Origin of the sequence: Mesorhizobium sp. M1396, assembly GCF_040317725.1 — a bacterium.
Lineage (GTDB): Bacteria > Pseudomonadota > Alphaproteobacteria > Rhizobiales > Rhizobiaceae > Mesorhizobium.
The window spans coordinates 47,171-74,077 of sequence record NZ_JAMYLA010000024.1 but is presented as its reverse complement, the minus strand read 5'-3'; the positions used below and the strand labels follow the sequence as shown (position 1 = coordinate 74,077).

The following is a 26,907-nucleotide window of genomic DNA, read 5'->3' as shown; positions in this document are numbered from 1 at the left end:
TCTTGTGCCAGCCGAATGGAAGGAGTTTGTCCAATGGTGCGTGTAGCAGTCATTGGTGCAGGGCTGATGGGCGCTGACCACGCCAAGATCGTCGTGGAGGAAATGCCGGGCGCGACCCTTCAGGTGGTCTGCGACATGGATAAAGTCCGCGCTCGCAAGGTGGCCGATGCCCATGGTGCGGCAGACGTTGCAAGTAATCCGGAAGCCGTGATTGCCCGTGCCGATGTGGATGCGGTGATCGTCGCGAGCCCGGACTTCACTCATGCGCCGCTGTCACTCGCCTGCATCAACGCGGGCAAGAAGGTGCTCTGCGAAAAGCCCCTATCGCAGTCCTCGGCCGAATGCCTCTCGATCATGCAGGCCGAACAGGAAGTTGGTCAAAAGTTCGTCCAGCTCGGCTTCATGCGGCGCTACGACCAGTCCTATGTCGAGATGAAAGAGGCAATTGAAAATGGCACGCTTGGCCGAGTCCTGATGATGCACAACTTCCACCGCAATGTGGAAACGCCAGCCTCCGACTTCACCGGTGCCATGGCAATCACCAATTCCGCCCCGCATGAGTTCGACGTCGTGCGCCATGTACTTGGCACCGAATATGCCTGGATCTCTGCCTTCCAGCCGAAGCGCTCTGATCGACGCGTCGCGCCCGTCTTCATGGTCCTCGAAACCGTCGATGGCCAGCTCGTCAACATCGAGATCAACAACAACGCTGCGTACGGCTACGACGTTCGTGCCGAACTCGTGGGCGAGCACGCGAGCATTTCCATGAGCCATGTCGCTTATACCCATCTCGAACGCTCGCTTGGCGTCCACACCGGCTACGATGCCGATTGGCGGACCCGCTATTTCGATGCCTATCGCCGCCAGAACCGCGCCTTCCTACGCTTCGTCGACACAGACGTGTTTCCCGAAATCGCATCAAGCTGCTGGGATGGCTATGCCGCAGCAGTTGCCGCCGAGGCAGGCGTAACGGCACTCGCTTCCGGACAGAAGCAACCCGTCACCATGATTTCCAAGCCGGAGTTCTACGCATGAAACTGGGTTTCGTATCCGACAGCCTTGGGGGCATGCCGCTCAATGACCTTCTCGACAATGCTGCCCGCATGGGTGTCTCGGGGGTCGAGGTCAACACCTGCGGCTGGTCGACCGCTCCGCATTTCGACCTGAAATACATGCTCGGCAACACGGCCGCGCAGAAGGAGTTCCGGAAGTCCTTCTCTGACCGTGGGCTCGAAGTCATCAGTCTCAATGCCAACGGGAATCCCTTGCATCCCACCGATCCCGCTCAGGGCGAAGACCTGAAAAACACCATCCGTGTCGCGGGCGAGATGGGCATCAGGACGGTCTGCACCATGTCGGGCCTGCCTGCGGGCAATCCCACCGACACCATGCCGAATTGGGTGGTCTCCTCCTGGCCGCCGGAAACCCAGGCGATCCTCAAATACCAGTGGGAAGAAAAGCTCTTCCCGTTCTGGGCGGAAATCGTGGCGCTCGCGAAGGAATGCGGGATCGAGAAAATCGCGCTCGAACTGCATGGCAACCAGTGCGTCTACAATGTGCCGTCTCTGTTCAGGCTCCGCAACGAAGTCGGCCCGGTCGTTGGGGCCAACCTCGATCCCTCGCATCTCTTCTGGATGGGGGCCGATCCGCTGATCGCGGCCGAAACGCTGGGCGACGCCGTCTATCACGTCCATGCCAAGGACACTTTCCTCAATGCCCCGAAGCAGGCGACGACCAGCCTCTTGGAAAACGGCAGTCTCACCGACATCCCGGCGCGAAGCTGGTCCTACATCACGCTCGGCTTCGGCCACAGCGAGGAATGGTGGCGGCAGTTCTGCTACCGCCTCAAGATGGCAGGCTATGACGGCTGGCTCTCCATCGAACATGAGGACGTCCTCCTTAACGCGCTCGAAGGGCTCGAGAAATCCGTGACCCTTCTGAAGGGCGTCATGCCTGTCGCCCCAGCCGATTTCAAATTGCAGGATATCTGACATGAGCTTTCAACTGGCAGCCTGTGCGGAAATGCTCTGGCAGGACAAACCGATACATTGGCGAGCGTCCCGCTTGCATGAGATGGGGTTTGGCGTCGGCCTGTGGAATTATCCCGCCTGGGACCTCGATGAACTGGAGAAAACCGGCGCGACATTCACAATAATGAACGGCTATCTTGTGGGGCGATTGGCTGACTCAGAGGGGGCCGACCTTATCCTCAAATCTGCGCGGGAAACCGCACAGGTTGGCAAGCGCCTTGGTGTTCATCGCCTGAACCTTCATGGTACTGGTCTTGGAGATCAGGGGCTGCCCATTCAGCAAATGGCACATGTCGCACCGGGCATGTGGCTGAAAGCACGCGATACCCTGCACCGCATCTGCGACATGGCAGAAGAAGAGGGCGTCACGTTCACCCTTGAAAACCTGAACCTTCGCGAACATCCCGGCTGCCCGTTCAATTCAACGGCAGATGTACTTTCGCTGGTCGCTACCGTCGATAGACCGCAGCTCCGGATCAATCTCGACCTCTATCATACCCAGATCGGCGAAGGGGATGTGATCCGCCATGCAGAAGCGTGTCTTCCATGGATCGGAGAAATCCAGGTCGCCGACAACCCAGGGCGATGCGAACCGGGAACGGGTGAAATGAACTGGCCGATGATTGCAAGAGCCTTGGACGCCATTGGGTATGCGGGGCCTGTGGGGATGGAAGCCTTTGCGAAAGGCAACCCGGAAGATGCGCTAGAGGCATTCCGTAATGCGTTCACGATTTGAAACAGTAAGGAAATTGATATGCTGAAAGTAGGTCTCCTCGGGGCAGTCCGCATCGCAGGCGTCCACGCAACGGCCATCTCCACGAATCCGGGCAGCCGGGCAGGATCCGGAAGGGTATCGACTGGTCAATCGCTCAATTCGAATAGGTGGCCATTCAACGAGCATCCAGCTTGAGGCCACTTTTTGGACGTTGTTGGACGAGATCGCCCACGGACAGGGGATGACGGCGCCGAAATTCCTCTCGACACTTTACGATGAAGCACTGGAAACCAACGGCCATATCCCGAACTTTGCCTCCATGCTGCGCACCACGTGCGCGCTCTACCTGCGCGACAGGCAACCACTCGACAGCGAACCCTCGGAATTGACGAACAAGGCAGCCTGACACGCGGGCACTACTCAAAACGTCCGAATACCGGAAATCCCGTGTAGCAGCCGCCTGCTACCAGCGACCCGAATTTTGGCGCTATCTATTAGCATTGGCGGATCTGACTGAGGCGGTGTAGGGTTCGCGTCACAAGAAGAATGAGCCGTATCCACGGCACTGCGAATCTGGGAGGATTCATGGTCGAGATTATCTCCAAGCGGGATGGCCCGCGGCGCGAGGACATACAAGTCAAAAGACTGATCGAGCAGAACCGCTCGACCATCGTTCGCCTTGCCGACCAGATCAGCGGCGGCGGCTATTCGGCTTCCAAGAAGCCACGCCAGCAACCAAAGGCCGAAGGCCTGATCATCCATGTTGGCGGTGGTGCCTCGCCTGTGGCTGAAGCCAAACCGTCCATCCATGTCACCATGAACGGTCGTGTGATCTCCAAGGATCAGAACACCGGCCGCCAGCTTCATCATATCGGCGATGTCCGCAACCGGGATGGTAACCAGATTTTCGTCCTGGCAACGAAGCAGAACGGCTTTTTCTCACCAGTCGACGAAACCGTCGCCGAGGCGCTTGCCGAACTGGACGGAGCCCACCTGACTGCGACCTATAGCGAAGAACAGCTTGCCGCCGACATCGGCGCGAAACTCGGCATCGACTGACCACCGGCACTCGGGCGTCGCTGAGCACGCCCAATCCGCGACAGCATACAGAAATGGCATACCTCAAAGGTACTGTGATGACTGAATGAGACACGCGAACGGCCCCGATCAGATGAAGACCGATGCTCTTCCGGCGCGTGCGTCGATGGCCACCGGACAGTTGGTTCTGGACAACATCGACTATGACGAGCGCGCCACCATGCGCGCTTGGGAAAGTTTTCTGGCTGACGAGCCGAAGTGCGCCCGCGATCCGGTCCATGTCCGCTCGCTGATCCACGATTCCTGGTATCGCAGCGCCACCGGCGGCATCAACGCGCAAGGCATCGAAGCGCCGCTGAGCAGCGATCGTGACGAGATCGAATATCTGACCCGTGCCAATGCCGAGCTGCTTTCGGCGGCGCGGCGATCGTTTGCGTCCCTTGGCCAGTTGCTGGAAGGGACGGGAGCGATGCTGGTGCTCGCCGACAGTGATGGCGTGCTGATCGACGCGATCGGCGACAAGAAGACCTTGCATGACGGCATGGACATTCATCTGGGCGTCGGCGGCAAATGGAACGAGGACGCCGTCGGAACCAACGGCATCGGCACGGCGCTTTGGACCGGCGAACCGATTTTCGTCCACGCCGCCGAACATTTCTGCGCCGGCATCAAATCCTGGACCTGCGCCGGTGCGCCGATCCGCGATCCCCTGGACGGCAAGATCATCGGTGTCGTCGACCTGTCAGGCTATTCGCCGATCTTCCGGCCGCACAACACGGCGCTCGTCGCCGCCACCGCCAGGCAGATTGAAAAGGCACTCGCCGAACAACAGCAGGAGCAGCGCACGCGCCTGCTTGAGGCCTTCATTTCCTCGGCACCCAGCTACCGCCGGAAAGACGGGTTGGTGATCGTCGATCATCGTGGCCGCGCGATCTTCTGCAACAACGTGCCCAATGGCGACACGACGGAGATGATGGACGGCCCGATGGAGCCTGGCCGTGGCCGCTGGCTCATGAACCTGCCTGCCTCCGGCTCGGACACCGATCTCGCCAACGCGCTGCCGCCGCATCTGCGATCCTGCCACGTCACGCCGCTGAAGCTCGACGGCGATCTTCGTGGCGCGGCTCTGGTGTTTCCCTCGGTGCCGGCCGTCTCGAGCATGACGGTGATCCGCCGGGAGGAGAACAAGCACCTGCGGACAGCCGCGGCGGTGATCGTCGGCGAAAGCGAAAAATTGCTGGCCGCCGTCGATGTCGCCTCCCGTGTGGCCGGGTCGAAGGGTGTCACCTCGTTGCTGATCGAAGGCGAGACGGGTGTCGGAAAAGAGTTGTTTGCACGACTTGTCCATGCCGGCAGCCGGCGCACCGAAAACGACCCTTTCATCGCCATGAACTGCGGTGCAATCACCAAGGAACTGTTCGGCAGCGAATTGTTCGGCCACGTCGGCGGCGCCTTTACAGGAGCTTCGCGTGACGGCAAGCCGGGCATCTTCGAACTCGCCAATGGCGGCGTGCTCAGCCTTGATGAAATCGGCGAGTTGCCGCTCGAAATCCAGCCCTTCCTGTTACGTGTGCTGGAGGAGCGCGTCGTCCACCGCATCGGTGACTCCAGAGGCCGGCCGGTGGACGTGCGACTGGTCGCCTCGACCAATCGCGACCTCAAGCAGGAAGTCGCGGCCGGGCGCTTCCGCAGCGATCTCTATTACCGCATCGGTGCGGTCTCGATCCATGTCCCGGCGCTGCGCGAGCGCGGCGACGACGTGCTGCTGCTGATCGAGCATTTCAACCGTCAGATCGCGAAGCTGGCAGGCAATGAACCGTTGGAGTTTTCAAACGCCGCGCTCGATGCGCTGCTTGCCTACCGCTGGCCGGGCAATGTGCGCGAGTTGAAGAACCTGGTGGAACGCCTGCATATACTGGCGCGCGGGGGCACGATCGACTTGCAGGACCTTCCCGGAGAAATCAGTGCGGGCGATCGCAGCGCAATAGCCATGCACGGCGACCATCCCTCAGCCATGCTTGAAGCACCCGTATGTACTTTCCAGGATGCGGAACGCCAGGCGATCAAGAATGCGCTTGCCGCGGAGAGTGGCAATCTCAGCAAGGTTGCGCTCAGGCTCGGCATTTCGCGGCCGACGCTCTATCGCAAGCTCGGTCAATACGGAATCCGGCGCGGCTTCCTTTAGGCGCAACTCCTTTCACCTCCGCAATAAAAAACCGCGGCATTCGCGCCGCGGGATTGGGAGAATGTCGACCGAGATTGCCTTCAGGCAGCGGTCGCGGAAATGATCAGGCCTTTACGACCGCACCGGTCACTTTCTCCGAGACGTAGCCGAGGATGTTGCCGATGATCAGCGAGATCACCACGGCGGCAGCAACCTTGATGATGCCGCCGGCACCTTCGCCATAGGCGGCGGCAGCAAGCAGAAAAAGCGCGGCAGTCGTTGCATAGCCATAGACCGCTGACGGAATGGCGCTCAGCAATGGCAGCTTGGCGGCGAGGATCAGGACAATGATTGAAATGTCGACACAAATGCCGGCCATGATCGCGGTAACACCAATAGACGTCAGTGCTATCAGTGCGCCGGCGGCGCAGATCGCTCCCCACAAATTTGCAACGGCCGAATTCTTGAACCCGGCCTCCTTGCCACCACAGTGATAGAAACTCCCCCAGCCGACAAATACCGCCCAGATCAGCAGATAGGGACTGCCTATCGTGATCGCCGCCCATGTTGCAATGCCACCCATAATGCCGATGACGATGGCCAGCCCTGTAACAAGACCATGTTGTCCTCCCGTTTTTCCACACCACGAAGCAAGGAAGCTCGTATAGGGATCGCGCTTCGCTGACGTCCCGACACGGAAATGCCATGGCATCAGCCAAGGAGCTCAAGAAGGCAGGCCTGCCGGATCAGGCAAGCAGTCGGATCGAACCGGACGTGGCACCCGTCCGCGCGAAGTCCGGTCCAAATGTTTCAGGGCACGATGACGCCACGGCCGGTGAACCGGCGGTTCTTGAAATCGTCGAGCGCGGTGTTGATGCTGGCGAGATTGTATTCGGTGTAGTGCATCCTTACCTTGCCGTCGGCGTTGAGCTCCATCAGTTCGACAAGCTCGGTGAAATTGCCGACCAGGCTGCCGCCAATGTTGATCTCCTCGATGACAAGATGCGCGGTCGGCACGTTTATGTTGCCGCCATAGCCGACGACGAACAATTGCCCACCCTTGCGCACCATCTTCCAGCAGATGTTCTCGACACCGAGTTCACCGACGAAGTCGATCACCACATGGGCGCCGCCACCGGTGATCTGGGCGACTTCCTCGACGACATTCGGCCCACCATCGAGGATGAAATCGGCGCCAAGGTCCTTTGCCAGTACCCGCGCCGCCGGCTCGCGATCGACGGCGATGATGCGGCAGCCCGAAATGGCGTGCAGCGATTGCAACGCGATATGGCCAAGCCCGCCTATGCCAAGCAGCACACAGTAGCTCCCCGGTCGTAGCAGCTTGGCGGCACGCTTGGCGGCGCGGTAGGCGGTGATGCCGGCATCGGCCAGCGGCGCCACCTCGATCGGCGTGATGTTGGCGTTGAGCTTGATCAGCGAACGCTCGCTGGTGATGAAATACTCGGCGAAGCCGCCATTCATGCCAAGGCCGGGGAATTGGCCGTTGGCGCAATACATGTCCTCGCCATGGCGGCAGTTGAGACAGATCCCGCATGAGCGGAAGGGATGGCAGATTACGGCGTCACCGCGCTTGACCGACCTGACACCGCTGCCGACTTCCTCGACCCAGCCGGCATTTTCATGGCCCATGATGTAAGGCAACAGCGTGCCGTCGGGATCCATGGTCGGCTTCCACACGCCCTCGATGATGTGCAGGTCGGTGCGGCAGAGGCCGGCGGCACCCACCCGCACGATCACCTCGTCGGGAGCGGTGATCGTCGGCGCCTTGACCTCCTCGATCTTGAGCAGGACGTTCATCTTCGGATCGTATTCGTACAGTCTGGCAGCTTTCATGGCTGTGTCCTTTCAACGTCGAAATCGTTGCGTTGGAATTTGTCGCTTCAGGCGCGGCCGAGCCTTTCGGAGCCGCCGCCACGCGCCGGGCCGGCCGTCGGATCCTCATCCTCGGCGAGATCGCCAATCAGCGTTTCGGTGGTCAGGATCAGCGTCGCCACGGAGGCTGCGTTGGCGAGCGCCGTGTAGGTGACGCGGACCGGATCGATGATCCCTGCCTCGAACATGTTCTGATACGTGCCGGTCGACGCGTTGTAGCCGTAGCCGCCGTTGATGCGCGTGACTTCCGCCACCACCGCTTCGGGATCGGCGCCGGCATTGGCCGCGATGCGCCACAGCGGTCGCGACAGAACCGAGCGTACGAGGCGCACGCCTTCGGCGACATCGCCGTCGACGCCGGCCGCCAGCTTGTCGAGCAGTGGCGCGATCTGGGCGAGCGCCGAGCCGCCGCCGGCGACCACGCCCTCTTCGGACGCGGCGCGCACCGCGTTCAAAGAATCCTCGATCAGCTGGATGGTCCGCTTCTGCTCGACCGGCGTGACGCCACCGGCATAGAGGATCGCGGTACCACCGGAGAGCTTGGCCAGGCGTTCGCGCAGCTTGTCCTGGTCGATGTTGGGCGGCGAGGCTTCATACTGCCGCTGCACCTGGGCGCGACGCGAGGCGATTGCCGCATGGTCGCCGCCGCCGCGAATGATGGAGGTGTAGGACGAACTGGTCTTCACCCGGTCGGCCGTGCCGAGATCCTCGGCGGTGATATCCTCCAGCCGGCCGCCGAGATCGCGCGCGATCACCTTGCCGCCGGTGATGATGGCCAGATCCTCCATCATCGCCTTTCGCCAGTGGCCATATTCCGGCGGATGGACGACGAGATATCGTCCTGGCCCCTGCTTGCCGAGCAGCGTCACCACCACTTCCGGCGACATTTCCTCGGACACGATCAGCAGCGGGCGGCCGGCCTCGTCGGCAATGCGGCGAACCGCATCGAGTTGCCCGGGCTCCTTGATCTTGAGGTCGGTCATCAGGATGTAGGGCCGCTCGAGCACGGCCTCCATCTTCTCCTGATCGGTCACCATGTGATGGGAGAGATAGCCACGTTCGAAGGACATGCCCTCGACGACATCGAGCGTGGTCTCGGTGGTGACGCTGAAGTCGGTGGTGATGACGCCTTCGGCGCCTACCCGCTGATGGGCTTCCGCCACCAGCGCGCCGAGCTTGCTGTTGGTCGCGGCGATGTTGGCGACCGACGCAAGAATGCCGTTGCCCTTGGCCGGCTTGGCCGAGGCCTTGAGTGCCGCCACCACCGCCGCCACGGCGAGGTCGATGCCCTTGCACAGATCGACGGATTTCACGCCACGCTCATTCGCCTCGACGCCACCCTGGATGAGCGCGTTGGCGAGCACGATCGCCGTCGTGGTGCCATCGCCGGCGACCTCGTTGGTCTGCATCGACACTTCGCGCACGACTTGCGCGCCCATATTTTCGAAACGGTCGTGCAGCTCGATCTCGGAGGCGATGCTGACGCCGTCGCGGGTCACCATGGGCGTGCCGATCGGCCGGTCGATCATGGCGTTCATGCCTTTGGGGCCGAGCGTCGGCTCGACGGCGGCTGCAAGCCTGAAAACGCCACGGGCGAGAGCCCGGCGAGCCTCGGAATTGTGAAGCATTATCTTGGGCATGATTCCTCCTTCCGCCTTACGGGCGGGTTGTTGGTTAGGGGCCTCGTGCAAGGGAGGCCGTTGTGTCAGTTCTGCTTCAGGCAGTCGGCGCCGTTCCGGCCGGCACGCGATCCAGAATGAAATCGACCAGCGTCGGTTCGCCGTCGATCACATCCAGTTCCTTGTATCTGGTCTGCTTGAGCCCCCGGCACAGCGCGCCGTTGAACTCCATGTTGATGCGCACACCGCGCAGCTCGGCGAGGTGGGCACTGAGTGCGGCCGGTGGTATGCCTTGCCCCTCCCAGGTCACGAAGACAGGATCGTCCGCCCGGCGGTCGGGAAACCGCTCGAGCAGCGCCGCGCGGTACCTCGGCTGCTGTTTGGCCGCCTCGCCCGGTTCGAACCGCGCGACGTCGTAACCCGGCAGGTCCATGCCGAGGATCTCCCGATCGGTCAGGCCGTGCGCCTTGAGGCCGCGCAGGACCGCCTCCTGGCGCCGCTTGAATGCCTTCATCGCGAAGGTGTCGCGCAAGCCGCCGAGATCCTGATCCTCGGCAAGCACGGCGAAGATATCGCCGAAGGCCTTGCCTTCCGCCATGCCGCGATTGACCTCTTCCGCGAACATGTGGTCGTGCAGTTTGACGCGGTAGGCCGGCGCCCAGGAGAGCTGGTCGAGCGCCTTGCGCACGCCGTCCAGCATCAGGAACGCGAAGTTGGGCGAGCACCAGTAGGTCGGCAGGCGGAAGTCGACTTCCACGCTGCCATCGCCCGTCACCTCGCCCCGTTCGACAAAGCCCATCTCGGTGACGGGTTCGTCGAGTTCCGGGTCGTTGACCTCACCAAGGCGCCGCCAGAGTTCGTTCTCGCGGCTGCCGGAAACGCTGGCGGTTGCCATGGTTCCTACTCCGCCGCGATGCTGAAGGGCGAGCTGGCCAGCGCCTTCTTCTTGGCTTCGATATCGATGTTGTAGAGGCGCGCGGCGTTGAGGCCGAGGATCTTCTCCTTGATCTCGTCGGTCAGCTGCACGCCGCGTTCGGCAGCGATGTCCTCTGGTATCTGGTAGGCCCAGAATTTCTCGACCAGCCAGCGCGGCGTCCAGATCGCGTAGTCGGAACCGAACAGGATCTTCTCCGGCCCGAGCCAGAACAACAGCTCGGCGATGACCTCGCCGAAATAGCGCGGGCGCGCGTGGATGAAGGGCAGTGCCACCGCCAGTCCGCCATAGACGTTGGTTTCCTGCGTCGCGATCCAGCAGAAATCGTCGAGACGCGGCAGGCCGCAATGCTCGATGATCCAGTTGAGGCCCTGAAAATCCGTCGCCGCATGATCGACGTCATGGACGTCGAAGGCATCCTTCGAGAGCGGCAGGATGGTCGGGCCCTTGTGGACGTGGATGTTCCTGATGCCGAGCTTGTCGCAGAGTTCGAAGCACTTGTAGGCATCGGGATCAGTGAGCTTCCAGCCCTTGGAGGCGCCGTTCCATTCGGCCGTGTACATCTTCACGCCCTTGACGTCGTAGGTCTCCTTGAGGAAGTGGATGTATTCCAGCGCCTTCTCGCCGTCGCGCGGATCGAAGGCGCCGTTGACGATGAAGCGCTCCGGATAGCGCTTGGCCACCTCGGCGTTGCGCTCGATCGTGTTGAAGCCGTTCTTGTAGAAGTCCTTGAGATAGGTCGACTGGACGATCGCCACATCGTCGGGCCCGTCGATGAACAGGTCGCGATAGAGGTCGTCGGCGCTGTATTTCTCGAACTTGCTCTTCTCCCACAGCTGGTCCTTCGGGCTCAAGCCAGTGTGATAGGCATAGAAGCACTCGATGAACTGCTTGCCGTGGATGTTCTTCTGGTTTTCCGGGCTGCCGTCCCAGAAATGGGTGTGGCCGTCGACCACGAAAATGTCCTTGCCTTCCGGTGTTCTGTACATGGTTGCCTCCGCAGCAATCGCGTTGATCGGTTCGGCGCGCCGCACCCAGCGGCACGCCGGATTTTTCGTGGCGGCTATTCGATGTATTCGAACATCTCATCCATGTTGCCGAACAGGATCACAGTGTTGTCGTCGACGCGAACCATGCGGCCGTAGTGGGTGGAGCTGTTGACCTCGAAGGTTTCCGCCGTCATCTCGCGGCCGAGATATTCGCTGATCTCGTCCATCTTGAAGATCAGCTTGCCGGTGCCGTCGATGCGGATCATCGCCGGCTGGTAGGTGACGGTTACGTTCGGCTTCTGGCCCATGAATTCGGCGATGGCCCTCGCCTCGACAGAGTCGTTCATGGTGACGCCGCACTGATGCGAAATCGTCTGTTCGAAGGTGATGTCCTTCATCGCCTTGAAGATGTTGGAATGCGTTGCGTCGCGTGCAGATAGTGACATGACGATTTCTCCTGTTTCAGCGCTTGAGGCCGAGTTCGCCGAGGATCTGGCCAATCCGCTCTTCGGATTTGGCACGGACGTCAGTGAACGCGACCGGCTTGGAATGCGGCATCGACCAGATCGGCTGCAGGCCGGCGGCTGCCTTGTCGGCGAGCGCGCCGTGTTTCTTGACCCAGCCCTGGAAGAGCTTCTTGTTGGCGGCGCCATGCTTCTCGTCATTGGCGAGGAGATGCATGAGGTCGATCGTGTTGGCGAGGTTGCGCTCATAGTCGGCCTCGGCTGCCGAAATCACCGCCGGCGTGATGAAGTCGTGGTTGGCGGCGGCGATCTGCATCAGGAAGCCGGAGCGGAACACTTCGCCCACCAGCGGCTCGAAGATGATGTTGATGGCGAAATACTGCTCGAGATAATCGGTCGCGCCCATGATGGTTTCGACCGCTTCGCGGGTGCCTTGCCAGTTCCTGTCCTCGAGCCAGGCTTTCTTGCCTAGCTCATCGTCCCAGTCGGGAAGATCCATCCCGATCTCGGCGAGGTAGAGGGTGATGTCCTGGGCGAGCCTGAGCTTGTAGGACGAGTTGGTCAGCGTCGCGTTGTTGATCATCTGGGTGTAGCCGTAACGCTGCGCCTGCATCAACGACGTACCGAGCCCGAATTCGGCGTGTTTCCAGGCGCCGAGCTGCGTCTGCAGGATCTTGACCCAAGCCTTGTCGAAGGTCTTTGGGGTGCCCGACTTGCGCGCATTGTTGATGACGCTCTGCACCATCGTCTCGATCTTCGACTGGCGCTGGTAGTGCGTGCGCTCCCACTCCTGGTCGGGAGCGCGGAAGGCATGCCAGTTGGAGCTCTGCGCGGCGGTGTTCTGCTTGACATAGGCGCCCTTGCCGTCGGCGAAAGAGATGATCCAGTCCTGGATCAGATAGCGTTCCGGGTCGGGCTGGACGTCGACCGTCATGTCCTCGTAGTGGGTGGCGCGCTGGCCTTTCGGGTCGAAATACCGGTACTTCCGGCTGTCGGAGTCGGCGAAGATTGCCGCGCCGGCGGCTCCTGATCCGACTGAACTCGAGGTTGCAGGCATAGTCTCTCTCCCTTGTTGCAGTTGTGGTTGGCTTGCGCGACCGCCCTCAATGGGCCGGCGTTGCACCTGCCGATGTGGTGAACTTGTCGAAGAAGATCCGCTCCGTTTCGAAGCCGTTCATGAACAGGACCGGCTGCAGCGCATCGATCATCGGCGGCGGGCCACAGGCATGGACATCGCCCTGCCCGTCGACCGCCAGTTGCTTGAGCACGACGTCGACACTCTGGTGCACGAAGCCACGTTCGCCCTGCCATTCGGCGTCGTCATTCGCGTGCGACAGCACGGGAATGAAGGTGACGTCGGAATGATTGCCGACCAGCTCGGCGATCCTGTCGAGATAGAACAGGTCGTTGCGGGTGCGGGCGCCGTAGAAGAAATAGACCGGACGTTTCTCGCCGCTCTTCAGGTGATCGTTGAGGATCGACCAGATGGGCGACATGCCCGATCCTGCGCCGACCAGGATCAGGGGTCCTTGCCGTTCGTCGCGGCGGAAGCAGGTTCCGTAGGGTCCGACGACGGTGACTTCGGCTCCGGCTCTGATGCCTCCGGAATCGAGCTCTCCGGAAAACTTTCCCTCAGGATATTTTTTGATGATGAAGGAGAGTTTTTCGGTTTGGTCCGGCGTATTTGCCATGGAGAACGAGCGCGTAATCGTCTCCCCTTTTTGCGTGGTAACCGTGATGTCGACATATTGCCCCGCCCAGAACTTCATTGGGGAGCCGAGTTCGATCTCGATGCCGCGAATGTCGTGGGTCAGCTGCTCGATGCGAGCAATCCGGCCCTTGTACGTCTTCACGGCGATCGCTTTCGCCAAAATCTCCTCGTCATAGTTGAGAAGCTCGACTTCCAGGTCGGAGAAGGCGATGCAGCGGCACAACAGGACGTGCCCGCTCTCCTTCTCCATGTCGTTCAGCGCGAAGGTCGAGTATTTCAGCATGTCGACTTCGCCTTCGAGCAGCACGCTTTTGCAGGCCGAGCATTGCCCTTCCTTACAGCCGTGCGGCAGCGCGATGCCCTGGCGAAAGGCGGCGTTGAGCACCGTTTCGCCATGCTCGACGTCGAATTCGACGCCAACCGGGCTGAGCCTGACCGTGTGGGTTTCCGACATACGGACCTCCAGTGTGAAAAGAGAGGGCGGGACGAACCCGCCCCCTCTGGCCTGATCAGTTGCAGGGATTGATCGTGAAACCGGCCCGGTATTCCGCCAAGTGCTTCTCGCGGTCCGCGGGCGACATGGCACGCAGCGCGTTGAGCGGCGATCCGAGCGTATTGCCGCGCACGTCGTCGAGCGTCCACATCTCCTTGTCGTCGAAGCGAAGATGCGGCTGCGGAACCAGGGTCTTGCCGTCGGAACGGACGAAGTTCAGGTCCTTGATCGCATCGGCCAGATCCCAGCCGTCATAGAGCGTCTCCCACTCGCGCTTGCCGCTGAAGCGGCCCATCGCGGGCGTCGGCCGGCCCTGATACTCGTCGGCGAAGGCGACTGTTGCGGTCCACTTGTCGAGTTCGTGGGCGAAGGTATGGAGCTGGCCGTCGATCTCGCCGACCACCATGTCCTCACGGATCAGACAGGGAACGAGGCAGGACCAGCAGCGGTGCGGGTAGACGTAGCCGACATCGCTGTTGAACAGCAGCACCTTCTCGCCCTTGTGGCTGAGCTTGGCATACCATTTCCAGAAATCGCCGAACTCGGCGTACCAGCCCGGATACTTGTGCTCGAACCACTCGAAGTCCTTGTCGGTCTGGGCTTCGATACGCCAGAAATTGACCGGCCAGCCGACCGCGAAGAACTGCCCGACCTTGTGGACATAGTTCTTCTTGGTGATGCGCTCCCAGGCCGCCTGGACGTCATCGTGATGGACCTTGATGCCGTATTTTTCGAGCGGCAGCATGTAGGTGCGATAGTAGTCCTCATAGATCCAACGGTGCCACATCTCCGCGTAGGACTCCTTGTTCTTGTCGCGGTTGGTGGTGCCGTATTCGATGAAGGTACCGATGGCGGCATCGACGATGGCGTGGTTCTGCCAGAAGGCGTAGCGCAGGTCGCGCTCGAGCAAGAGGTGGTTTTCCGGCTCCTTGAGCGCCGCCATCAGCAGCGAGTGGCCATTGCCGATATGCCGGCTCTCGTCGGACTGCACCGACAGGAACACCGTCGGCAGCGCGTAGTCGCCGTTGCGGGCGGCCTCCGAAGGCATGGCGACGAACAGCGTGTTGGTGAAGGCGGTTTCAGCCACCACGGTCAGGTACATGCAGGCGGCGGTCATCGTGTCGCCGGTGATGAAGCCTTCGGCGAACTGTCGGCCGATTGTCGTGGCGTAGCATTTTCCGAAGGCTTCTTCGGTGATGTCGAAGCCGGCCGGATCGATGTAGTTCTCCATGTACCATTTCTTCAAATTCATCTGGATCGTCGAGTGACGAAACTCGTCGATCATCTGCATGGTGAAGCCGGTTCGGAGTTCCTCACCAGGCGCTATGCGGGCAACCATCGCCATCGAGCGGGCAGCCGAGATTTCCGGGAACGGAATGATGGCCAGGAAGAGCTTCATCCACTCGACCCAACGCGGCTCGACGTTGCGGAACATGTCGCCGCGCAAGGCCGCATCGAGCGCGCCATAGACGCGGTTGTCTTTTTCTTCCTGCATCGGGAAGTACGACCGCAGGACCTGCTTCATCGGGTCGCGGGGCGTCTTGTTGATCTTGTAGTCGGTCGGAAACGTCATCGCTTCCTGGACGTAGGAAGGATTCCAGCCGAGATCGGCAATCTTCTTGGTCGCCTCGCCGACGGAGATTCCGCGTTGCGAGGTAATCTTGTTAAGCGTCAGAGACGTCATGGTCATAAGCCTCCACCAGGTTTGAGCCGCAGGTCCCTTGACCCCGGCATGAAGCGGCACAAAGCACCGCCAGTGAGAGTGCGAACGGCACGACAAAGGGTTGCGCATTCAGGCGCGACTCATGGTCCGGCCGTTCAAGTGGATCGCGGCAAAGGTTCTCGAGGTGTTTTGGCGGAGACCCGCGGCGCCAACCGCATGTGCGATGGGCGTATCGAAGCGGTCTCTGCTTCCTCCGTTCCTTCGTTCTTTTGGCACCGCGTCAAAAATGCGATGGGCTTCTTGTGGAAAGGTACAAAGCAAGCGCCGTGCCAGTTTGAAAAGAGCGCCCATGGCTGACGTTCAAACAAAATCGCCACTCTTTCGGCATATGAGCAGATGGCCGACTGTAACGTTGTTTTACAGTTGTAAAGTACGCTTGTAATATTTAAAATCTATTCGCATACGCAATATGTTTAGTTAGCAAGTGCAGCAAAAAAAGAAAACAGATATCATCTATTCAATTCTTCGTCTTTCTCTACTATCTGAAGGAGACGGCCGTGGATGGGCCTGGCGCTGGAGAGAGACCATGCCGAACGATAGAGACAGCCGGGGGCCACCAGAGCCAATGTCCAGCCAGGCCGACGGCGTCACCGGCGATCTTGTCAGGCTGATGCCCCGCGATCTGGTCTTTGTCATGCGCTTCATGGGCGAGAGCCAACATCGCCTCCAGAGCCACTTCCAGGACTTCATCCGGGCCGAGCTTGCCGCCGGCGGCGTCACCACGGAAACGCATCCGATGATCCATCTGTTCATCGAAAACCACGCGATCCTGTTGCGGGACTTCGTGTTTTCCGGCGTTTCGCTGACGCGCCAGTTCCGCGTCGACGAGATCGAGCGCCTCACCGGTGACACGACATCGATGATCCGTGTCGACATCTGGGATCAGCTCAAGAGCCATATCGAGACGGCCGAAAGGCAGTTCCAGTCGCAGGCCGGTACGTTGCCAAAATTGCTGTCGGCTTTCGAAAAACCGCCGGGATCTTTGGGGAGCAAACAATGACGGGAGGATCCGATATCGCCAGACGCCACGCGCTGCTCGCCCGCCGGCTCGATCTGGTCGCCAATGTCTCCGCGCTCACTGCCGAGGCGCTGCGGCTCAATCAGAAACGCTCCGGCATCGAGATGGATGTGCTGCGCCTGGAGCTGGAAATCGGCAGAAGCGGCGCCAGCGAGCAACTGGTGCGGGACTTGCATGAGGCAGAGCAGAGCGCGGCGGCGGTCATGCAGGCATGCGCGGTGTGCGAGCAACGCATCGTCGCAGTGGAAGGCGATGTCGAGGACATTGATCGCCGGCTTGCCGCGACGGCGAACGAGGACTGACGGGAGAGAGAGCATGAACCAGCAGACGATGCAGAACCTAACCTTGTTCGACCTTCTGGCGCGGAGCTGGCGTCGTCCGTCGGCAATCGCCGATTTGCGCTTCAGCGCCGATGGCACGGCTGTTGCCTTCGCTTCAGTGGATGCAACCATCGCCATTGCCACGGTCGCGGATCACGAGCCGCCGGAAACGCGGATAAGGGTAAGCAACGATCTGGGGCAGACGACGATCCGCCCAAGGGAAAGGCCACCTGTCCCATTGATCGCCACGGCGGCATTCGGAGATGGCGATGTCCCGCTCGCCGCCTATGCGCATTCCGCCTTTCTGGTCGGCGCGGCCAGCGGTGAGGTGCTGCATCTGGCCCCCGACGGTGAAGCAGCGGCCCCTTTGGTCCGGATCGACGGACCGATCGTAGCCATCGATCACAACGCTAGGACGGACATGACAGCCATCAGCAATGGGCATGATGCCTTTCTGTCGCGCGGCCAAGGCCGCGCAGTGCAACTGAAACACGCCGTGACATCGTCCATGGACGCCCTTGCTTTCTCGCCAGGCGGGCGGCGCCTCGCCTGCGGCGGTGGTGATGGACTGTCGATCTGGTCTGTCGAAGGCGACGCTGCCTTGATACGCGATGTCTCCTTTCCAGCGCGCCCGGTGTCGATCCGTTGGAGCGGCGACGGCACGTGGTTGGCCTGCGGGCTCGAAACCGGAGGCTTTGCCCTGGTCAGCATGACCGATGGCCGCGCTGACATCGTCGCGGGATTTCCATCGCCGGTGCGGACCGTGTGCTGGAGCCGGCCGGCGAATGCGCTGTTTGCCTCGGGCGCCTTCCGGATTGCCGGGTGGTCGATGACCGCGCCGCCGGTTGGCGGCGAAACCTCCGGCGCGCTGGAGACGGGTCGTGCCGGGCTGGTGCTGGTCGAAACGGTGGCGGCGCACCCTGAAAAGAAACTCATCGCGGCCGGCTACGCCAACGGCCGGATCACCATCGCCGAGATCGGCGCCCGCGACGAACTCCTCGTCAGGCCTTTCGGCAGCGCGGTCACCGCGCTTGCCTGGTCCGGCGACGGACGGCATCTGGCGGTGGGCGCCGTCGACGGCACCGCCGCGATCGTCACCTTTCCAGCCCAGATGTTCAAATAACGGACGCAGTCCGTATGAAACAGGAGGATAGAATGCAGACCGAACTCACCGCAGAGGACGAGAGCAAGGACGAATTTTTCGAGCGGCTGGCCAAGCTGTCGGAAGAGATGGTGGCCAAGCACGGCAAGGATTTCAGCATGGGCGCGCTGGTCCTCGCCGCCCGCTGGATCGCCGAAAACCGCATCGGCCAGTTGAAGACCAACTAAACTAACGAGGCTGACCAGCCGGTCGGTGATGTATTGTCTACCTCCGGTGTCTCAGCGAGCTGACGGATGATCCTACCCGGCGCTTCGAGGTCTGGTGCGCATTCCACAGCGGACAAGCCGCGCCGAAGCGGGCAGATTGCAGCTTGGCAGTACTGTGGCGTTTGGTGATGTTCCCGGCCCGGTCGATGCGCGCGAAACCTTGGTCGTTCGATCCTGCGCAAGAGGCCGGCTGCGGCGGCCTTAAGTTCTGACGCCGAAATCACTGCGACGTATTCTGCATATCACCAAGGGCATCACCGCCAGCATCTTCCACATCATCAACAGCCTCGCCGTCGACGCCATCGAGAGCGGCCGCGAGTGCATCACCGATGCATCGATTGAGAACTGGGAGCCGGAGTTCGATGCCGAGGCGGCATTCGCATAATGGAGAACATACGAGAACGGTAATTACCGGTGCGGTTGCCGCCCCATTCGGACGAACCTCTGTCGTGCTGGATCAGTCGCCATGCCGCCTTCAACGCGGCCTCTCCGTTTGTCATGCTTTGGCACTGCCTTCCAGAGGTGCCGTCGCTGCGCAGCGCCGACCTCCATCTCAGCGACGCTGACCAGATCAGGCTGGCCAACATGTTCGCCATCAAACCGACCGTCTTGCGCGGCATGACCTTCACCAGTGCACCAACGTTGTCGCATCGGCACCGGACACAAATAGAACTCCGTTGCGTTAACAAGGCCTACAGGTATATGATGTAAACCTAGCGTCAATCAGGCACCTGAAGTCGCCTAGGTATATCGAAGGAACCCATTATGCTTGAACTGGAACCGCTCTGCTTTTCTTCTGAATGCCCGAGCCGGGCTCTATTCGATCAGATCGCCGACAAGTGGTCGATGATGGTGATTGCGGTTCTCAATGAGGGACCGCAGCGCTTCAATGCCATCCGCCGCCGCTTGCAAGGGGTGACGCAGAAGGCTCTCACTCAGTGCCTTCGCCGCCTCGAGCGCAACGGTCTTATAGCGAGAGAGGTAATTTCACTCTCCCCAGTGGCGGTGCAATATCAGCTGACGCCACTCGGCCATACTTTGCGGGAGCCCCTTCAGGAACTGCACAAGTGGACGTTGGTGAAACTGCCGGAGGTCACCGAAGCGAGAGAGGTTTTCGACAGCAAGGGCGGCGGGCAGAAGGCAGCGGACAGGTCGCTGATACAATTACGCCTGTGACACGAACTGAGCGGCGGATGCTTTCAACAGATGGTTCGCCACCGTGCACGGAATGATGAACCCGGGTCAAGTATACTCTGCCCTACCAGCGCGACTTCAAGTGCCTGATTGACGCCAAGTTTACGAAAGATACTTATGGCTCCATCAACAATGATGGAGCTTTCTCATGCGTAACAATCTTCAATTCTATATCGACGGAACCTGGGTGCAGCCCAAAAGCACAGCCGTAATCGATGTTATCAATCCCGCGGACGAAACCGTCATTGGTCAAGTCGCGCTGGGCGATGCGAGTGACGTGGACGATGCGGTTTCAGCCGCGCGAAAGGCATTTGAAACGTATTCACTCACCTCGATTGAGGAGCGAATTTCGCTCTTCGACCGGATTATTGCTGCCTACGACAAGCGAGCTAGCGACCTAGCCCTAGCGGTAATGGATGAAATGGGCGCGCCGCAATGGCTTTCAGAGCAACTGCAGGTGACCGTCGGTGTTGCCCATTTCCAGATTGCACGAGCAGCGCTTGCGACCTACCGTTTCGATGAGCCGCTTGGCACAAGCGAAGTCGTGCGCGAGCCGATCGGCGTTTGCGCCCTGATCACGCCGTGGAATTGGCCATTGATGCTGATGGCCGCAAAGGTGGCACCTGCGCTTGCTGCGGGTTGCACCGTGGTGTTGAAACCGTCTGAGATCGCACCCTTCTCAGGTACGATCCTTGCTGAGATCCTTCATGACGCCGGAGTTCCCAAAGGAGTGTTCAATCTTGTTCATGGCGATGGCCGTGCTGTCGGCAATGCGCTGACGAGCCATCCCGAGGTCGATCTCGTCTCCTTCACCGGCTCCACCGCGGCTGGGATCGAGGTGGCTCGCACCGGTGCGCTGACTGTCAAAAGAGTACATCAGGAACTTGGAGGAAAGTCACCCAACATCGTCCTGCGTAGTGCAGACCTCGCATCTGCTGTCGAAGGCGGTGTAGCTCAGATGATGCTGAACAGCGGACAGTCCTGCAGCGCACCGTCTCGGATGCTGGTCCATGTCGATCAGGCTGCCGAAGCTATTGGCTATGCCAAGACAGCCGCCGAAACCTGGTCGGTCGGCCATCCTTCTTCCAATGCAAAAATGGGACCGGTAGCTTCGGAAGCGCAATGGAACAAAATCCAGCGTCTGATCCAGTCGGGGCTCGATGAAGGCGCCACGCTTGTGACTGGAGGGCTTGGCCGTCCCGATGGACTTGATGCTGGCTTTTACGTCCGGCCTACGATCTTCGCTGACGTTCGCAACGACATGACGATCGCGCGTGAAGAAATCTTCGGGCCAGTCCTGGTCATCATCGCCTATTCCGACGAAGGGGAAGCGGTGAGGATCGCCAACGACACGACCTACGGCCTCGCCGCCTATGTGCAGGGTGAGCGGGTTGCGGCCGAAGCTATCGCGCGTCGCCTGCGTGCCGGCCAAGTCTACTTGAACAATGTTAATCTTGATCTGGCTGCACCCTTCGGCGGCTACAAGCAGTCCGGCAACGGACGTGAATGGGGTCCGATGGCAATCGCCGAGTTTCTCGAGATCAAGGCCATCGTTGGTTTCCGCGATGCAGCCTGACATCTAGGTTACTTTGACAATGGATGCCCGGAGCCAGATTGGTCCGGGCATTCAGCGAATGTTTACCGACTGGCAACCAAGTTATTCGTGGGACTATTTTTGAAAAGCCACGATGTTCTCACTCAACCAGGCAGCGACAGATCGCGGCGCCTTGCCGGTCAGGTCTGTAAAAGTCGCTGTCGTTTCCGCGAACTCCCTGAACAATCGGTCGATTCCCAGCAGAACATCGGCCACCAGGTCGCTGGCGCCTGAACCGATCAGCGAGTGACGCACCTGCCGCTCCTGCCGATAGACCTCCCGGATGAGATCGAGGCCGAGGAGTTCAACGTAGAACCGTCGCGACCGATCGTAGTCGGTGCAGATGAGCGCGACGTGGTGAATGGCCTTCAGCATACTACGAACTCTAGCCAAGCTGGGGTTTGAGGCCAAGGTCACTATCGGGTACGCAGCACTTTGTTGATGTCGCCTTTCGCAAAGGCCGCCTCGGCGAGCATGGCGTTGTAGACGTCGCCTTCGGTGAAGGCCAGGAAGTTGCGGCCCATGCGGTGGTCCTGCTTGAGATGCCCCATGACCGATTCGACGGCGCACGGCGTCGCAGTGCCCGCTTTGATGGCTTGGTGAGACCACGCCTGTAGCCGGCGGCATGGACCTTGAACGTCTTTGCTCAATCCTGGAGAATCCCAATTCAGCTAGAATGCGCAGCTGGGAGCCAGGGAGGCATCGCCCCCCTGATCGTGAGAATCATTCCCCGCGCATGGTCGCCGGGAAGCGTCGCAGGTGCGTTTGGCTGTGCAGGGCATGGACCGAGTCGTACGGCTGGTAACGCGCAAGCCGCTGCTTGGCGAACCTGTTGGCGAACCTCGTGGCGAACCTGCCAATAAACCATTGATAAATAACGATAATGGTGGGCCCGGAGGGACTCGAACCCCCAACCAAGCGGTTATGAGCCGCCGGCTCTAACCATTGAGCTACAGGCCCCACGCCGGCTGGATTAATGTTTTTCCCGTCGCGGCACAAGGCTTTCCCGACGGGCTTCCGCAGATCGCCCAAATCAACCCATAATCGCGATCTACGCGACCCTTGCGACTTGATCGCGGACCAAGGAGATTTTCATGACCAGACATCTTTTGCCTCTCGCGCTCGCCGCTGCAATCGCTTTTCCGGCGATGGCTGGAGCCACCGATTTGACGCCGCCGCCCCGCATCATCGTGTCAGGCGAAGGCGAAGCAACCGTAGCCCCCGATCTGGCGGTCCTGACGCTGAGCGTCATGCGCGAGGCCAAGACCGCGCGCGCCGCGCTCGACGCCAACAATGACGCCATGGCCGCCGTAATCGCGGCGATGAAGTCGGCCGGCATCAACGACCGCGACCTGCAGACCGCGGGCATCCAGATCAACCCGCGCTACAACTACACCAACAAGCCGGATGGCAGTCAGGAAGCCGAACTCGTCGCCTATCAGGTGACCAACACGCTTTCGGTGCGGGTGCGCGATGTCGACAAGACCGGCGAGATCCTCGACAAGGCGGTGTCGCTCGGCGTCAACCAGGGCGGCGGCATCGCCTTTACCAATGACAACCCGGCGGCAACGGTCACCGAAGCGCGCAGGAAGGCGGTCGCCAACGCCATGGCCAAGGCCAAGACGCTGGCCGCGGCCGCCGGGGTCAGCCTTGGCCGGGTGATCGAGATCACCGACCAGAACATCGCGCCGGCGCCGATGCCGATCAACGCCAAGGCCTTCGACGCCGCGGCGGGTGCCGCGGCTCCCGTGCAGGCCGGCGAGAATTCCTACAATGTGCAGGTCACCGTCACCTTCGAGCTGAAGTAGCGGCCTTGACGATCCGTGACTGAGGATCCGACCAGCCAACAGCGTGCATGAAAAATCCCGCGGGATCGCTCCCGCGGGGTTTTTCGAGCCACACCCTTAAATGGCAAGGGGCTCGGCTAGTCCGGACCGACCTTCGCAGAAGGTCGTGTCTCCAAGCTGATCTTCGCAGAAGATCATGCTGCCCGGCTGATCTTCGCAAAAGATCATGCTGCCTGGCTGATCTTCGTAGATCATGCCTCTAAGCTCCCGGGCTGATCTTTTCCGAACCGCAGGTTCGGGAAGATCATGCCCCTGCAATCAAGCCGAACCCGGCCTCAGCGATAGATAACCGGGCAGCCGCGCTCATTGGCGAATACGACCACGACACGGTCGCCGTCCTGGCGGCCCATCACCTTCACCGTACGACGGCTGACGTCGACGATGCGGGCACGGTAGAGGCCCATGCGTTCGGCCTTGTCGAGGGCGCGGTCCGGCGAACAGCCACGACGCCAGCCGCCGCGGCGTTCATCACGCCAGTCGCCACGGCGTTCATCACGGCGATGGCGATAGCCATCGTCGCCGGTATAGACGCCAAAACGCGGGTCGTTGTTGTTGCCGAAGCCGAGGTAGAGGCTGTCGGCATGAGCGGGGATGGCCGTCAGCGCGCCGAGACCGACCAGAGCCGAAAGGGCTGCCGTCCTGATGGTGTTGAACATCGTTTTTTCTCCTTTTTTGCGGGCTTTCACCCGTCCTCGTGAACCGATGGTGGGAGAATGCACTTGCCTGTCTGAACTCTTTACGAACCTGATGTTCATCTCCGGTTCATGTGGCGGGAAAAAGGAAATTGCCCGCCATTCATCCCGTCACGCACCCCGGTGAACGCCAGGAACGCCGCCGGTTTCCGATCCGGCCGATTGGCTGAGGAGCAGGCGTCACCGGCGCGATCCCTGCGGTTCGCCGTTCCCAGCGCGAGCCCCTGGCTCGTCGTCGCGGCGCGGGCCCTACGGCTCCTCGTCGAGCATGTAATCAAAATAGTCTTCCGGCTCGGCAAGATCGGTTTCGCTCGCCTTGACCCGGCCGCGCATCGAGATGCCGGCTTCATGCACGGTCTCGGCGCTGCCCGACACCAGCCGGTGCCACCAGTAGAGGTCGCGGCCCTCGGCCACCAGCCGGTAGGCGCAGGTGCTGGGGAGCCAGCTGATGGTGCGCACATTTTGCGGCGTCAGCCCGACGCAGTCGGGAACGCGCGCCAGCCGGTTGGCGTAGTCCGAACAGCGGCAGGTCTGCGCGTCGAACAGCCGGCAGCCGACGCTGGTCCAGTAGATTTCGCCGGTGTCCTCGTCCTCGAGCTTCGACAGGCAGCATTTGCCGCAGCCGTCGCAGAGCGATTCCCACTCGCTCTGGCTCATCGCCTCCAGCGTCTTGGTTTTCCAGAATGGCGTTTCCATTGCCGGCATGTGGCCCCAGCCGCCGGCAACGTCAAGCGTGGCAACGGGCGGAATGCGGCGTTCGCCAGTCGAAAGACACGAAGTTGCCTTCAAAAGGCCGGCCAATAGCCCTGCACGGTCTCTATTCACGCCAAACCGGAACCAATTGATGCAAGATCGGTTTCGGCAAGGATGGGACCCCACAAGGAGAGTTTTCGATGAAACGCCAACCACGGATTCTGGCCGGCACCGCACTTGGCCTGCTGATGGCATCCACGCCTTTGGGCGCGTTCCCGCTTCCGGAAAGTGCCGCGTTCGGCCCTACCCAGCGCACGTCAGTCCCATTCAATTTGGCGCAAGCAGCATGCGCCGAGGGCGAATCGGCCGAAGCCTGCGCGCAGAAGCAGCAGGCGGAACCGGAACAAAAGCCCGAGCGCAAGAAGGCCGAGCGCAAGAAGGCCGAGCCTGAACAGCAGGCGGCGCCGGCCCAGAGCGAGCAGCCCGCCGAGGAGCAGCAGCCACGCAGGAAGAAGCGTGATCAGCAGCAACAGACCGAGCAGGCACCAGCCGAACAGGCAGCACCCGCCGAGGAACAACTGCCGCGCAGGAAGAAGCGCGATCAGCAGCAGCAAACCGAGCAGGCGCCGGCCGAACAGGCAGCACCGGCCGAGGAACAGCAGCCGCGCAGGAAGAAGCTCGATCTGCAGCAGCAAACCGAGCAGGCACCGGCCGAGCAGGCCGCGCCCGCCGAGGAACAGCAGCCGCGCAGGAAGAAGCGCAATCAGCAGCAGCAGACCGAGCAGGCACCGGCCGAGCAGGCCGCACCGGCCGAGGAACAGCAGCCGCGCAGGAAGAAGCGCGATCAGCGGCAGCAAACCGAGCAGGCGCCGGCCGAACAGCCTGCCGAGCAGGCGGCCCCGGCAAACGACAACAACCCACAGCCCCTGCGCAAGAAGCACAAGCAGGACCAGCAGATCGAAGCCGCGCCCGCAGAACAGGCGCCGGCCAGGAAGCAAGCGCCCGCCGGCGAGCCGGTTCCGCAGGCCGAACCGCTTCAGCCCGAGCAGCAGGCGGCGCCCGCCGAGGGCGAACAGCCTCGGGAAAAGAAGAAGCGCGGCAAGAAGCCTGTCGGCGAGCAGCCGGTGACGGGAGAGCAGCCGGCCCAAAGTGAACAGCCGGCCCAAGGTGAACAGCCGGCCCAGGGTGAAGCCGCGGCCAACAAGAATGCAGCCCCCATCCTCGACAGCCAGAAGGATGTCCTGCGCAAGCGCAAGGGCAAGAACGGCCCGCACGGAGGCGAGAATGCGAATGGCGAGCAGGCCACCCAGCCCGCCCAGCCGACTGGCGAGCAGGCGCAGGCTCCAAAGCCTGCCCCGGTCGACCAGGGACCACCACCCACCGACGACAAGTCGGCCCAGCAGGCAATCCAGCCTGAAAAGATCGCCCCTGTGACGGAGGAAAAGGGCAAACGCGTCGAGCGTGCACCCGATGAGAACGTCCGCGACCGCCGGCGTCCGAAAGGCGTCGACGTCGTCAGGGAGTTCGGTGACCGCGTCATCCTCCAGTTCAACAACCAGACGATCGTGGAAAGCAATGACGCTCCGCGCATGCACCGCGGCGCCAGGAACGTGTACTATGAGGATCTGTCGGGCGATCGCACCCGGGAAATTGTCGAGCGTGACAACGGTGTCCGGATCGTCACCATCCGCAACCGCTATGGCGACGTCATCCAGCGTTCGCGGATCGCGCCGGATGGACGCGAGTATGTGCTGAGCTATGTCGACGAGCGGCACTATGAGGATGACGGCGACTGGCGCGATCCGGGCGACGACCTGCCTCCGATGCGGCTCACCATTTCGCGCGAGGAATACATCCTGGACTCCGAGGATGTAGAGGATCCGGACGACTATTACACCTTCCTCGAACAGCCGCCGGTGGAACGGGTCCAGCGCCTCTACTCGATCGACGAGGTCAAGCGTTCGGCCCGCGTGCGCGACATCGCACGCCGCGTCGATCTCGACACACTCAACTTCGAATTCGGGTCGGCCTCTATCTCCGATACCGAAGTGCAAAAGCTTGAGGGCGTCGCCAACGCCATGGAAAAGCTGTTGAAGAAGAACCCGGCCGAGACCTTTCTGATCGAGGGCCACACCGACGCCGTCGGCACGCCGGAGGCAAACCTGGCTCTGTCCGATCGCCGCGCGGAAGCGGTGGCGGAGGCGCTGACCAACGCGTTCGGCATCCCGCCGGAAAACTTGACGACACAGGGCTATGGCGAGGAGTATCTGAAGGTCAACACGGCGGGGCCCAACCGCGAGAACCGACGCGTTGCGATCCGCCGGATCACCCCACTGGTGGCGCCTGTGGCCAGCAACAATTAGGTCATGATTTCAAAACCATGACCTGGTTTGTGGAATCGGTACGAG

Annotated in this window: 29 protein-coding genes, 1 tRNA gene and 1 pseudogene; 14 read left to right on the top strand and 17 right to left on the bottom strand. The window is 61.3% G+C overall.

Annotated elements, in window-relative coordinates; genetic code table 11:
* Window positions 1-33: 33 nt before the first annotated feature.
* The 6 genes from NKH02_RS17445 to NKH02_RS17420 all read left to right on the top strand — a co-directional run bounded on the left by NKH02_RS17445 (window position 34) and on the right by NKH02_RS17420 (window position 5,968).
* Entirely contained in the window at window positions 34-1,035 is a 1,002-nt protein-coding gene (locus NKH02_RS17445; protein WP_352880300.1) for a Gfo/Idh/MocA family protein, read from the top strand.
* The gene (locus NKH02_RS17440) at window positions 1,032-1,991 is read left to right on the top strand and encodes a sugar phosphate isomerase/epimerase family protein (RefSeq protein ID WP_352880277.1); all 960 of its coding nucleotides are present in this window, start codon (window positions 1,032-1,034) and stop codon (window positions 1,989-1,991) included. Before NKH02_RS17445 ends, NKH02_RS17440 begins: the two co-directional genes overlap by 4 nt.
* A gap of 1 nt (window position 1,992) precedes the next feature.
* The gene (locus NKH02_RS17435) at window positions 1,993-2,766 is read left to right on the top strand and encodes a TIM barrel protein (protein WP_352880275.1); all 774 of its coding nucleotides are present in this window, start codon (window positions 1,993-1,995) and stop codon (window positions 2,764-2,766) included.
* A gap of 85 nt (window positions 2,767-2,851) precedes the next feature.
* On the top strand, window positions 2,852-3,151 hold the full coding sequence (locus NKH02_RS17430) for a ribbon-helix-helix domain-containing protein (protein WP_352880298.1): 300 nt from the start codon (window positions 2,852-2,854) through the stop codon (window positions 3,149-3,151).
* 179 nt (window positions 3,152-3,330) lie between these two features.
* Window positions 3,331-3,804, top strand: coding sequence for a hypothetical protein (locus NKH02_RS17425; RefSeq protein ID WP_352880273.1), 474 nt, complete (start codon window positions 3,331-3,333; stop codon window positions 3,802-3,804).
* 85 nt (window positions 3,805-3,889) lie between these two features.
* Window positions 3,890-5,968 (top strand): sigma-54-dependent Fis family transcriptional regulator, encoded by a 2,079-nt coding sequence (locus tag NKH02_RS17420; protein WP_352880271.1) that lies wholly within the window; start codon window positions 3,890-3,892, stop codon window positions 5,966-5,968.
* Between the two features lie 103 nt (window positions 5,969-6,071).
* Here NKH02_RS17420 and NKH02_RS17415 read toward each other — a convergent pair whose 3' ends face one another.
* The 9 genes from NKH02_RS17415 to NKH02_RS17375 form a co-directional block, all read right to left on the bottom strand.
* A complete protein-coding gene (locus NKH02_RS17415; RefSeq protein ID WP_352880269.1) occupies window positions 6,072-6,659 on the bottom strand; it encodes a DUF1097 domain-containing protein in 588 nt (195 codons plus the stop codon).
* 98 nt (window positions 6,660-6,757) lie between these two features.
* Complete coding sequence (locus tag NKH02_RS17410) at window positions 6,758-7,801, bottom strand: NAD(P)-dependent alcohol dehydrogenase (protein ID WP_352880267.1); 1,044 nt, start codon at window positions 7,799-7,801, stop codon at window positions 6,758-6,760.
* A 47-nt stretch (window positions 7,802-7,848) separates the two neighbouring features.
* Window positions 7,849-9,480, bottom strand: a complete 1,632-nt coding sequence (locus NKH02_RS17405) for a molecular chaperone GroEL (RefSeq protein WP_352880265.1) — start codon at window positions 9,478-9,480, stop codon at window positions 7,849-7,851.
* Window positions 9,481-9,556: 76 nt separating this feature from the next.
* Window positions 9,557-10,354 (bottom strand): iron-sulfur cluster assembly protein, encoded by a 798-nt coding sequence (locus NKH02_RS17400; RefSeq protein ID WP_352880263.1) that lies wholly within the window; start codon window positions 10,352-10,354, stop codon window positions 9,557-9,559.
* 5 nt (window positions 10,355-10,359) lie between these two features.
* Entirely contained in the window at window positions 10,360-11,382 is a 1,023-nt protein-coding gene (locus tag NKH02_RS17395; RefSeq protein WP_126068116.1) for an amidohydrolase family protein, read from the bottom strand.
* A 74-nt stretch (window positions 11,383-11,456) separates the two neighbouring features.
* The gene (locus NKH02_RS17390; protein WP_352863530.1) at window positions 11,457-11,828 is read right to left on the bottom strand and encodes an MmoB/DmpM family protein; all 372 of its coding nucleotides are present in this window, start codon (window positions 11,826-11,828) and stop codon (window positions 11,457-11,459) included.
* Window positions 11,829-11,844: 16 nt separating this feature from the next.
* The gene (locus tag NKH02_RS17385) at window positions 11,845-12,903 is read right to left on the bottom strand and encodes an aromatic/alkene monooxygenase hydroxylase subunit beta (RefSeq protein WP_352880260.1); all 1,059 of its coding nucleotides are present in this window, start codon (window positions 12,901-12,903) and stop codon (window positions 11,845-11,847) included.
* Between the two features lie 46 nt (window positions 12,904-12,949).
* On the bottom strand, window positions 12,950-14,011 hold the full coding sequence (locus NKH02_RS17380) for an NADH:ubiquinone reductase (Na(+)-transporting) subunit F (RefSeq protein WP_352880259.1): 1,062 nt from the start codon (window positions 14,009-14,011) through the stop codon (window positions 12,950-12,952).
* 55 nt (window positions 14,012-14,066) lie between these two features.
* Window positions 14,067-15,740, bottom strand: a complete 1,674-nt coding sequence (locus tag NKH02_RS17375) for an aromatic/alkene/methane monooxygenase hydroxylase/oxygenase subunit alpha (protein ID WP_197033322.1) — start codon at window positions 15,738-15,740, stop codon at window positions 14,067-14,069.
* A gap of 559 nt (window positions 15,741-16,299) precedes the next feature.
* Here NKH02_RS17375 and NKH02_RS17370 point away from each other — a divergent pair.
* The 4 genes from NKH02_RS17370 to NKH02_RS17355 are packed head-to-tail and all read left to right on the top strand — an operon-like array spanning window position 16,300 to window position 18,440.
* Window positions 16,300-16,773, top strand: coding sequence for a hypothetical protein (locus tag NKH02_RS17370; protein ID WP_352880257.1), 474 nt, complete (start codon window positions 16,300-16,302; stop codon window positions 16,771-16,773).
* Window positions 16,770-17,093: a hypothetical protein gene (locus NKH02_RS17365; RefSeq protein ID WP_352863537.1), complete on the top strand. Its 324-nt coding sequence runs from the start codon at window positions 16,770-16,772 to the stop codon at window positions 17,091-17,093. Before NKH02_RS17370 ends, NKH02_RS17365 begins: the two co-directional genes overlap by 4 nt.
* Before the next feature lie 13 nt (window positions 17,094-17,106).
* Window positions 17,107-18,234, top strand: a complete 1,128-nt coding sequence (locus NKH02_RS17360) for a WD40 repeat domain-containing protein (protein WP_352880255.1) — start codon at window positions 17,107-17,109, stop codon at window positions 18,232-18,234.
* A 32-nt stretch (window positions 18,235-18,266) separates the two neighbouring features.
* A complete protein-coding gene (locus tag NKH02_RS17355; protein ID WP_352880253.1) occupies window positions 18,267-18,440 on the top strand; it encodes a hypothetical protein in 174 nt (57 codons plus the stop codon).
* Window positions 18,441-18,481: 41 nt separating this feature from the next.
* Here the strand turns inward: NKH02_RS17355 and NKH02_RS17350 are convergent.
* Window positions 18,482-18,636 (bottom strand): annotated as a pseudogene (locus NKH02_RS17350) (short-chain fatty acyl-CoA regulator family protein); the annotation flags it as partial.
* A gap of 608 nt (window positions 18,637-19,244) precedes the next feature.
* Here NKH02_RS17350 and NKH02_RS17340 point away from each other — a divergent pair.
* The gene (locus tag NKH02_RS17340; RefSeq protein WP_352863541.1) at window positions 19,245-19,655 is read left to right on the top strand and encodes a winged helix-turn-helix transcriptional regulator; all 411 of its coding nucleotides are present in this window, start codon (window positions 19,245-19,247) and stop codon (window positions 19,653-19,655) included.
* Window positions 19,656-19,821: 166 nt separating this feature from the next.
* Window positions 19,822-21,249, top strand: a complete 1,428-nt coding sequence (locus tag NKH02_RS17335; protein WP_352880250.1) for an aldehyde dehydrogenase family protein — start codon at window positions 19,822-19,824, stop codon at window positions 21,247-21,249.
* Window positions 21,250-21,342: 93 nt separating this feature from the next.
* Here NKH02_RS17335 and NKH02_RS17330 read toward each other — a convergent pair whose 3' ends face one another.
* From NKH02_RS17330 to NKH02_RS17320, 3 genes are all read right to left on the bottom strand, one after another.
* Window positions 21,343-21,642 (bottom strand): VOC family protein, encoded by a 300-nt coding sequence (locus NKH02_RS17330; protein WP_352880248.1) that lies wholly within the window; start codon window positions 21,640-21,642, stop codon window positions 21,343-21,345.
* 41 nt (window positions 21,643-21,683) lie between these two features.
* Complete coding sequence (locus NKH02_RS17325) at window positions 21,684-21,818, bottom strand: hypothetical protein (RefSeq protein WP_352880304.1); 135 nt, start codon at window positions 21,816-21,818, stop codon at window positions 21,684-21,686.
* A 333-nt stretch (window positions 21,819-22,151) separates the two neighbouring features.
* Window positions 22,152-22,227, bottom strand: a tRNA-Ile gene (locus NKH02_RS17320).
* Window positions 22,228-22,361: 134 nt separating this feature from the next.
* Between NKH02_RS17320 and NKH02_RS17315 the strand changes: the two genes are divergently transcribed.
* Entirely contained in the window at window positions 22,362-23,075 is a 714-nt protein-coding gene (locus tag NKH02_RS17315; RefSeq protein ID WP_352863639.1) for an SIMPL domain-containing protein, read from the top strand.
* A 96-nt stretch (window positions 23,076-23,171) separates the two neighbouring features.
* On the opposite strand, the gene NKH02_RS17310 is transcribed toward NKH02_RS17315, so the two are convergent.
* The 4 genes from NKH02_RS17310 to NKH02_RS17295 form a co-directional block, all read right to left on the bottom strand.
* The gene (locus tag NKH02_RS17310; RefSeq protein ID WP_352880246.1) at window positions 23,172-23,309 is read right to left on the bottom strand and encodes a hypothetical protein; all 138 of its coding nucleotides are present in this window, start codon (window positions 23,307-23,309) and stop codon (window positions 23,172-23,174) included.
* Between the two features lie 80 nt (window positions 23,310-23,389).
* Window positions 23,390-23,770 (bottom strand): hypothetical protein, encoded by a 381-nt coding sequence (locus NKH02_RS17305; RefSeq protein WP_352880244.1) that lies wholly within the window; start codon window positions 23,768-23,770, stop codon window positions 23,390-23,392.
* 285 nt (window positions 23,771-24,055) lie between these two features.
* A complete protein-coding gene (locus NKH02_RS17300) occupies window positions 24,056-24,502 on the bottom strand; it encodes a YcgN family cysteine cluster protein (protein ID WP_352880296.1) in 447 nt (148 codons plus the stop codon).
* A 314-nt stretch (window positions 24,503-24,816) separates the two neighbouring features.
* Window positions 24,817-25,665 carry a hypothetical protein gene (locus NKH02_RS17295; protein WP_352880242.1) on the bottom strand — a complete coding sequence of 283 codons (849 nt, stop codon included), beginning with the start codon at window positions 25,663-25,665 and terminating at the stop codon, window positions 24,817-24,819.
* On the opposite strand from NKH02_RS17295, the gene NKH02_RS17290 reads away from it, so the two are divergent.
* Window positions 25,624-26,862: an OmpA family protein gene (locus NKH02_RS17290; RefSeq protein ID WP_352880240.1), complete on the top strand. Its 1,239-nt coding sequence runs from the start codon at window positions 25,624-25,626 to the stop codon at window positions 26,860-26,862. The two genes, NKH02_RS17295 and NKH02_RS17290, sit on opposite strands and share 42 nt — an antisense overlap.
* Window positions 26,863-26,907 lie beyond the last annotated feature (45 nt).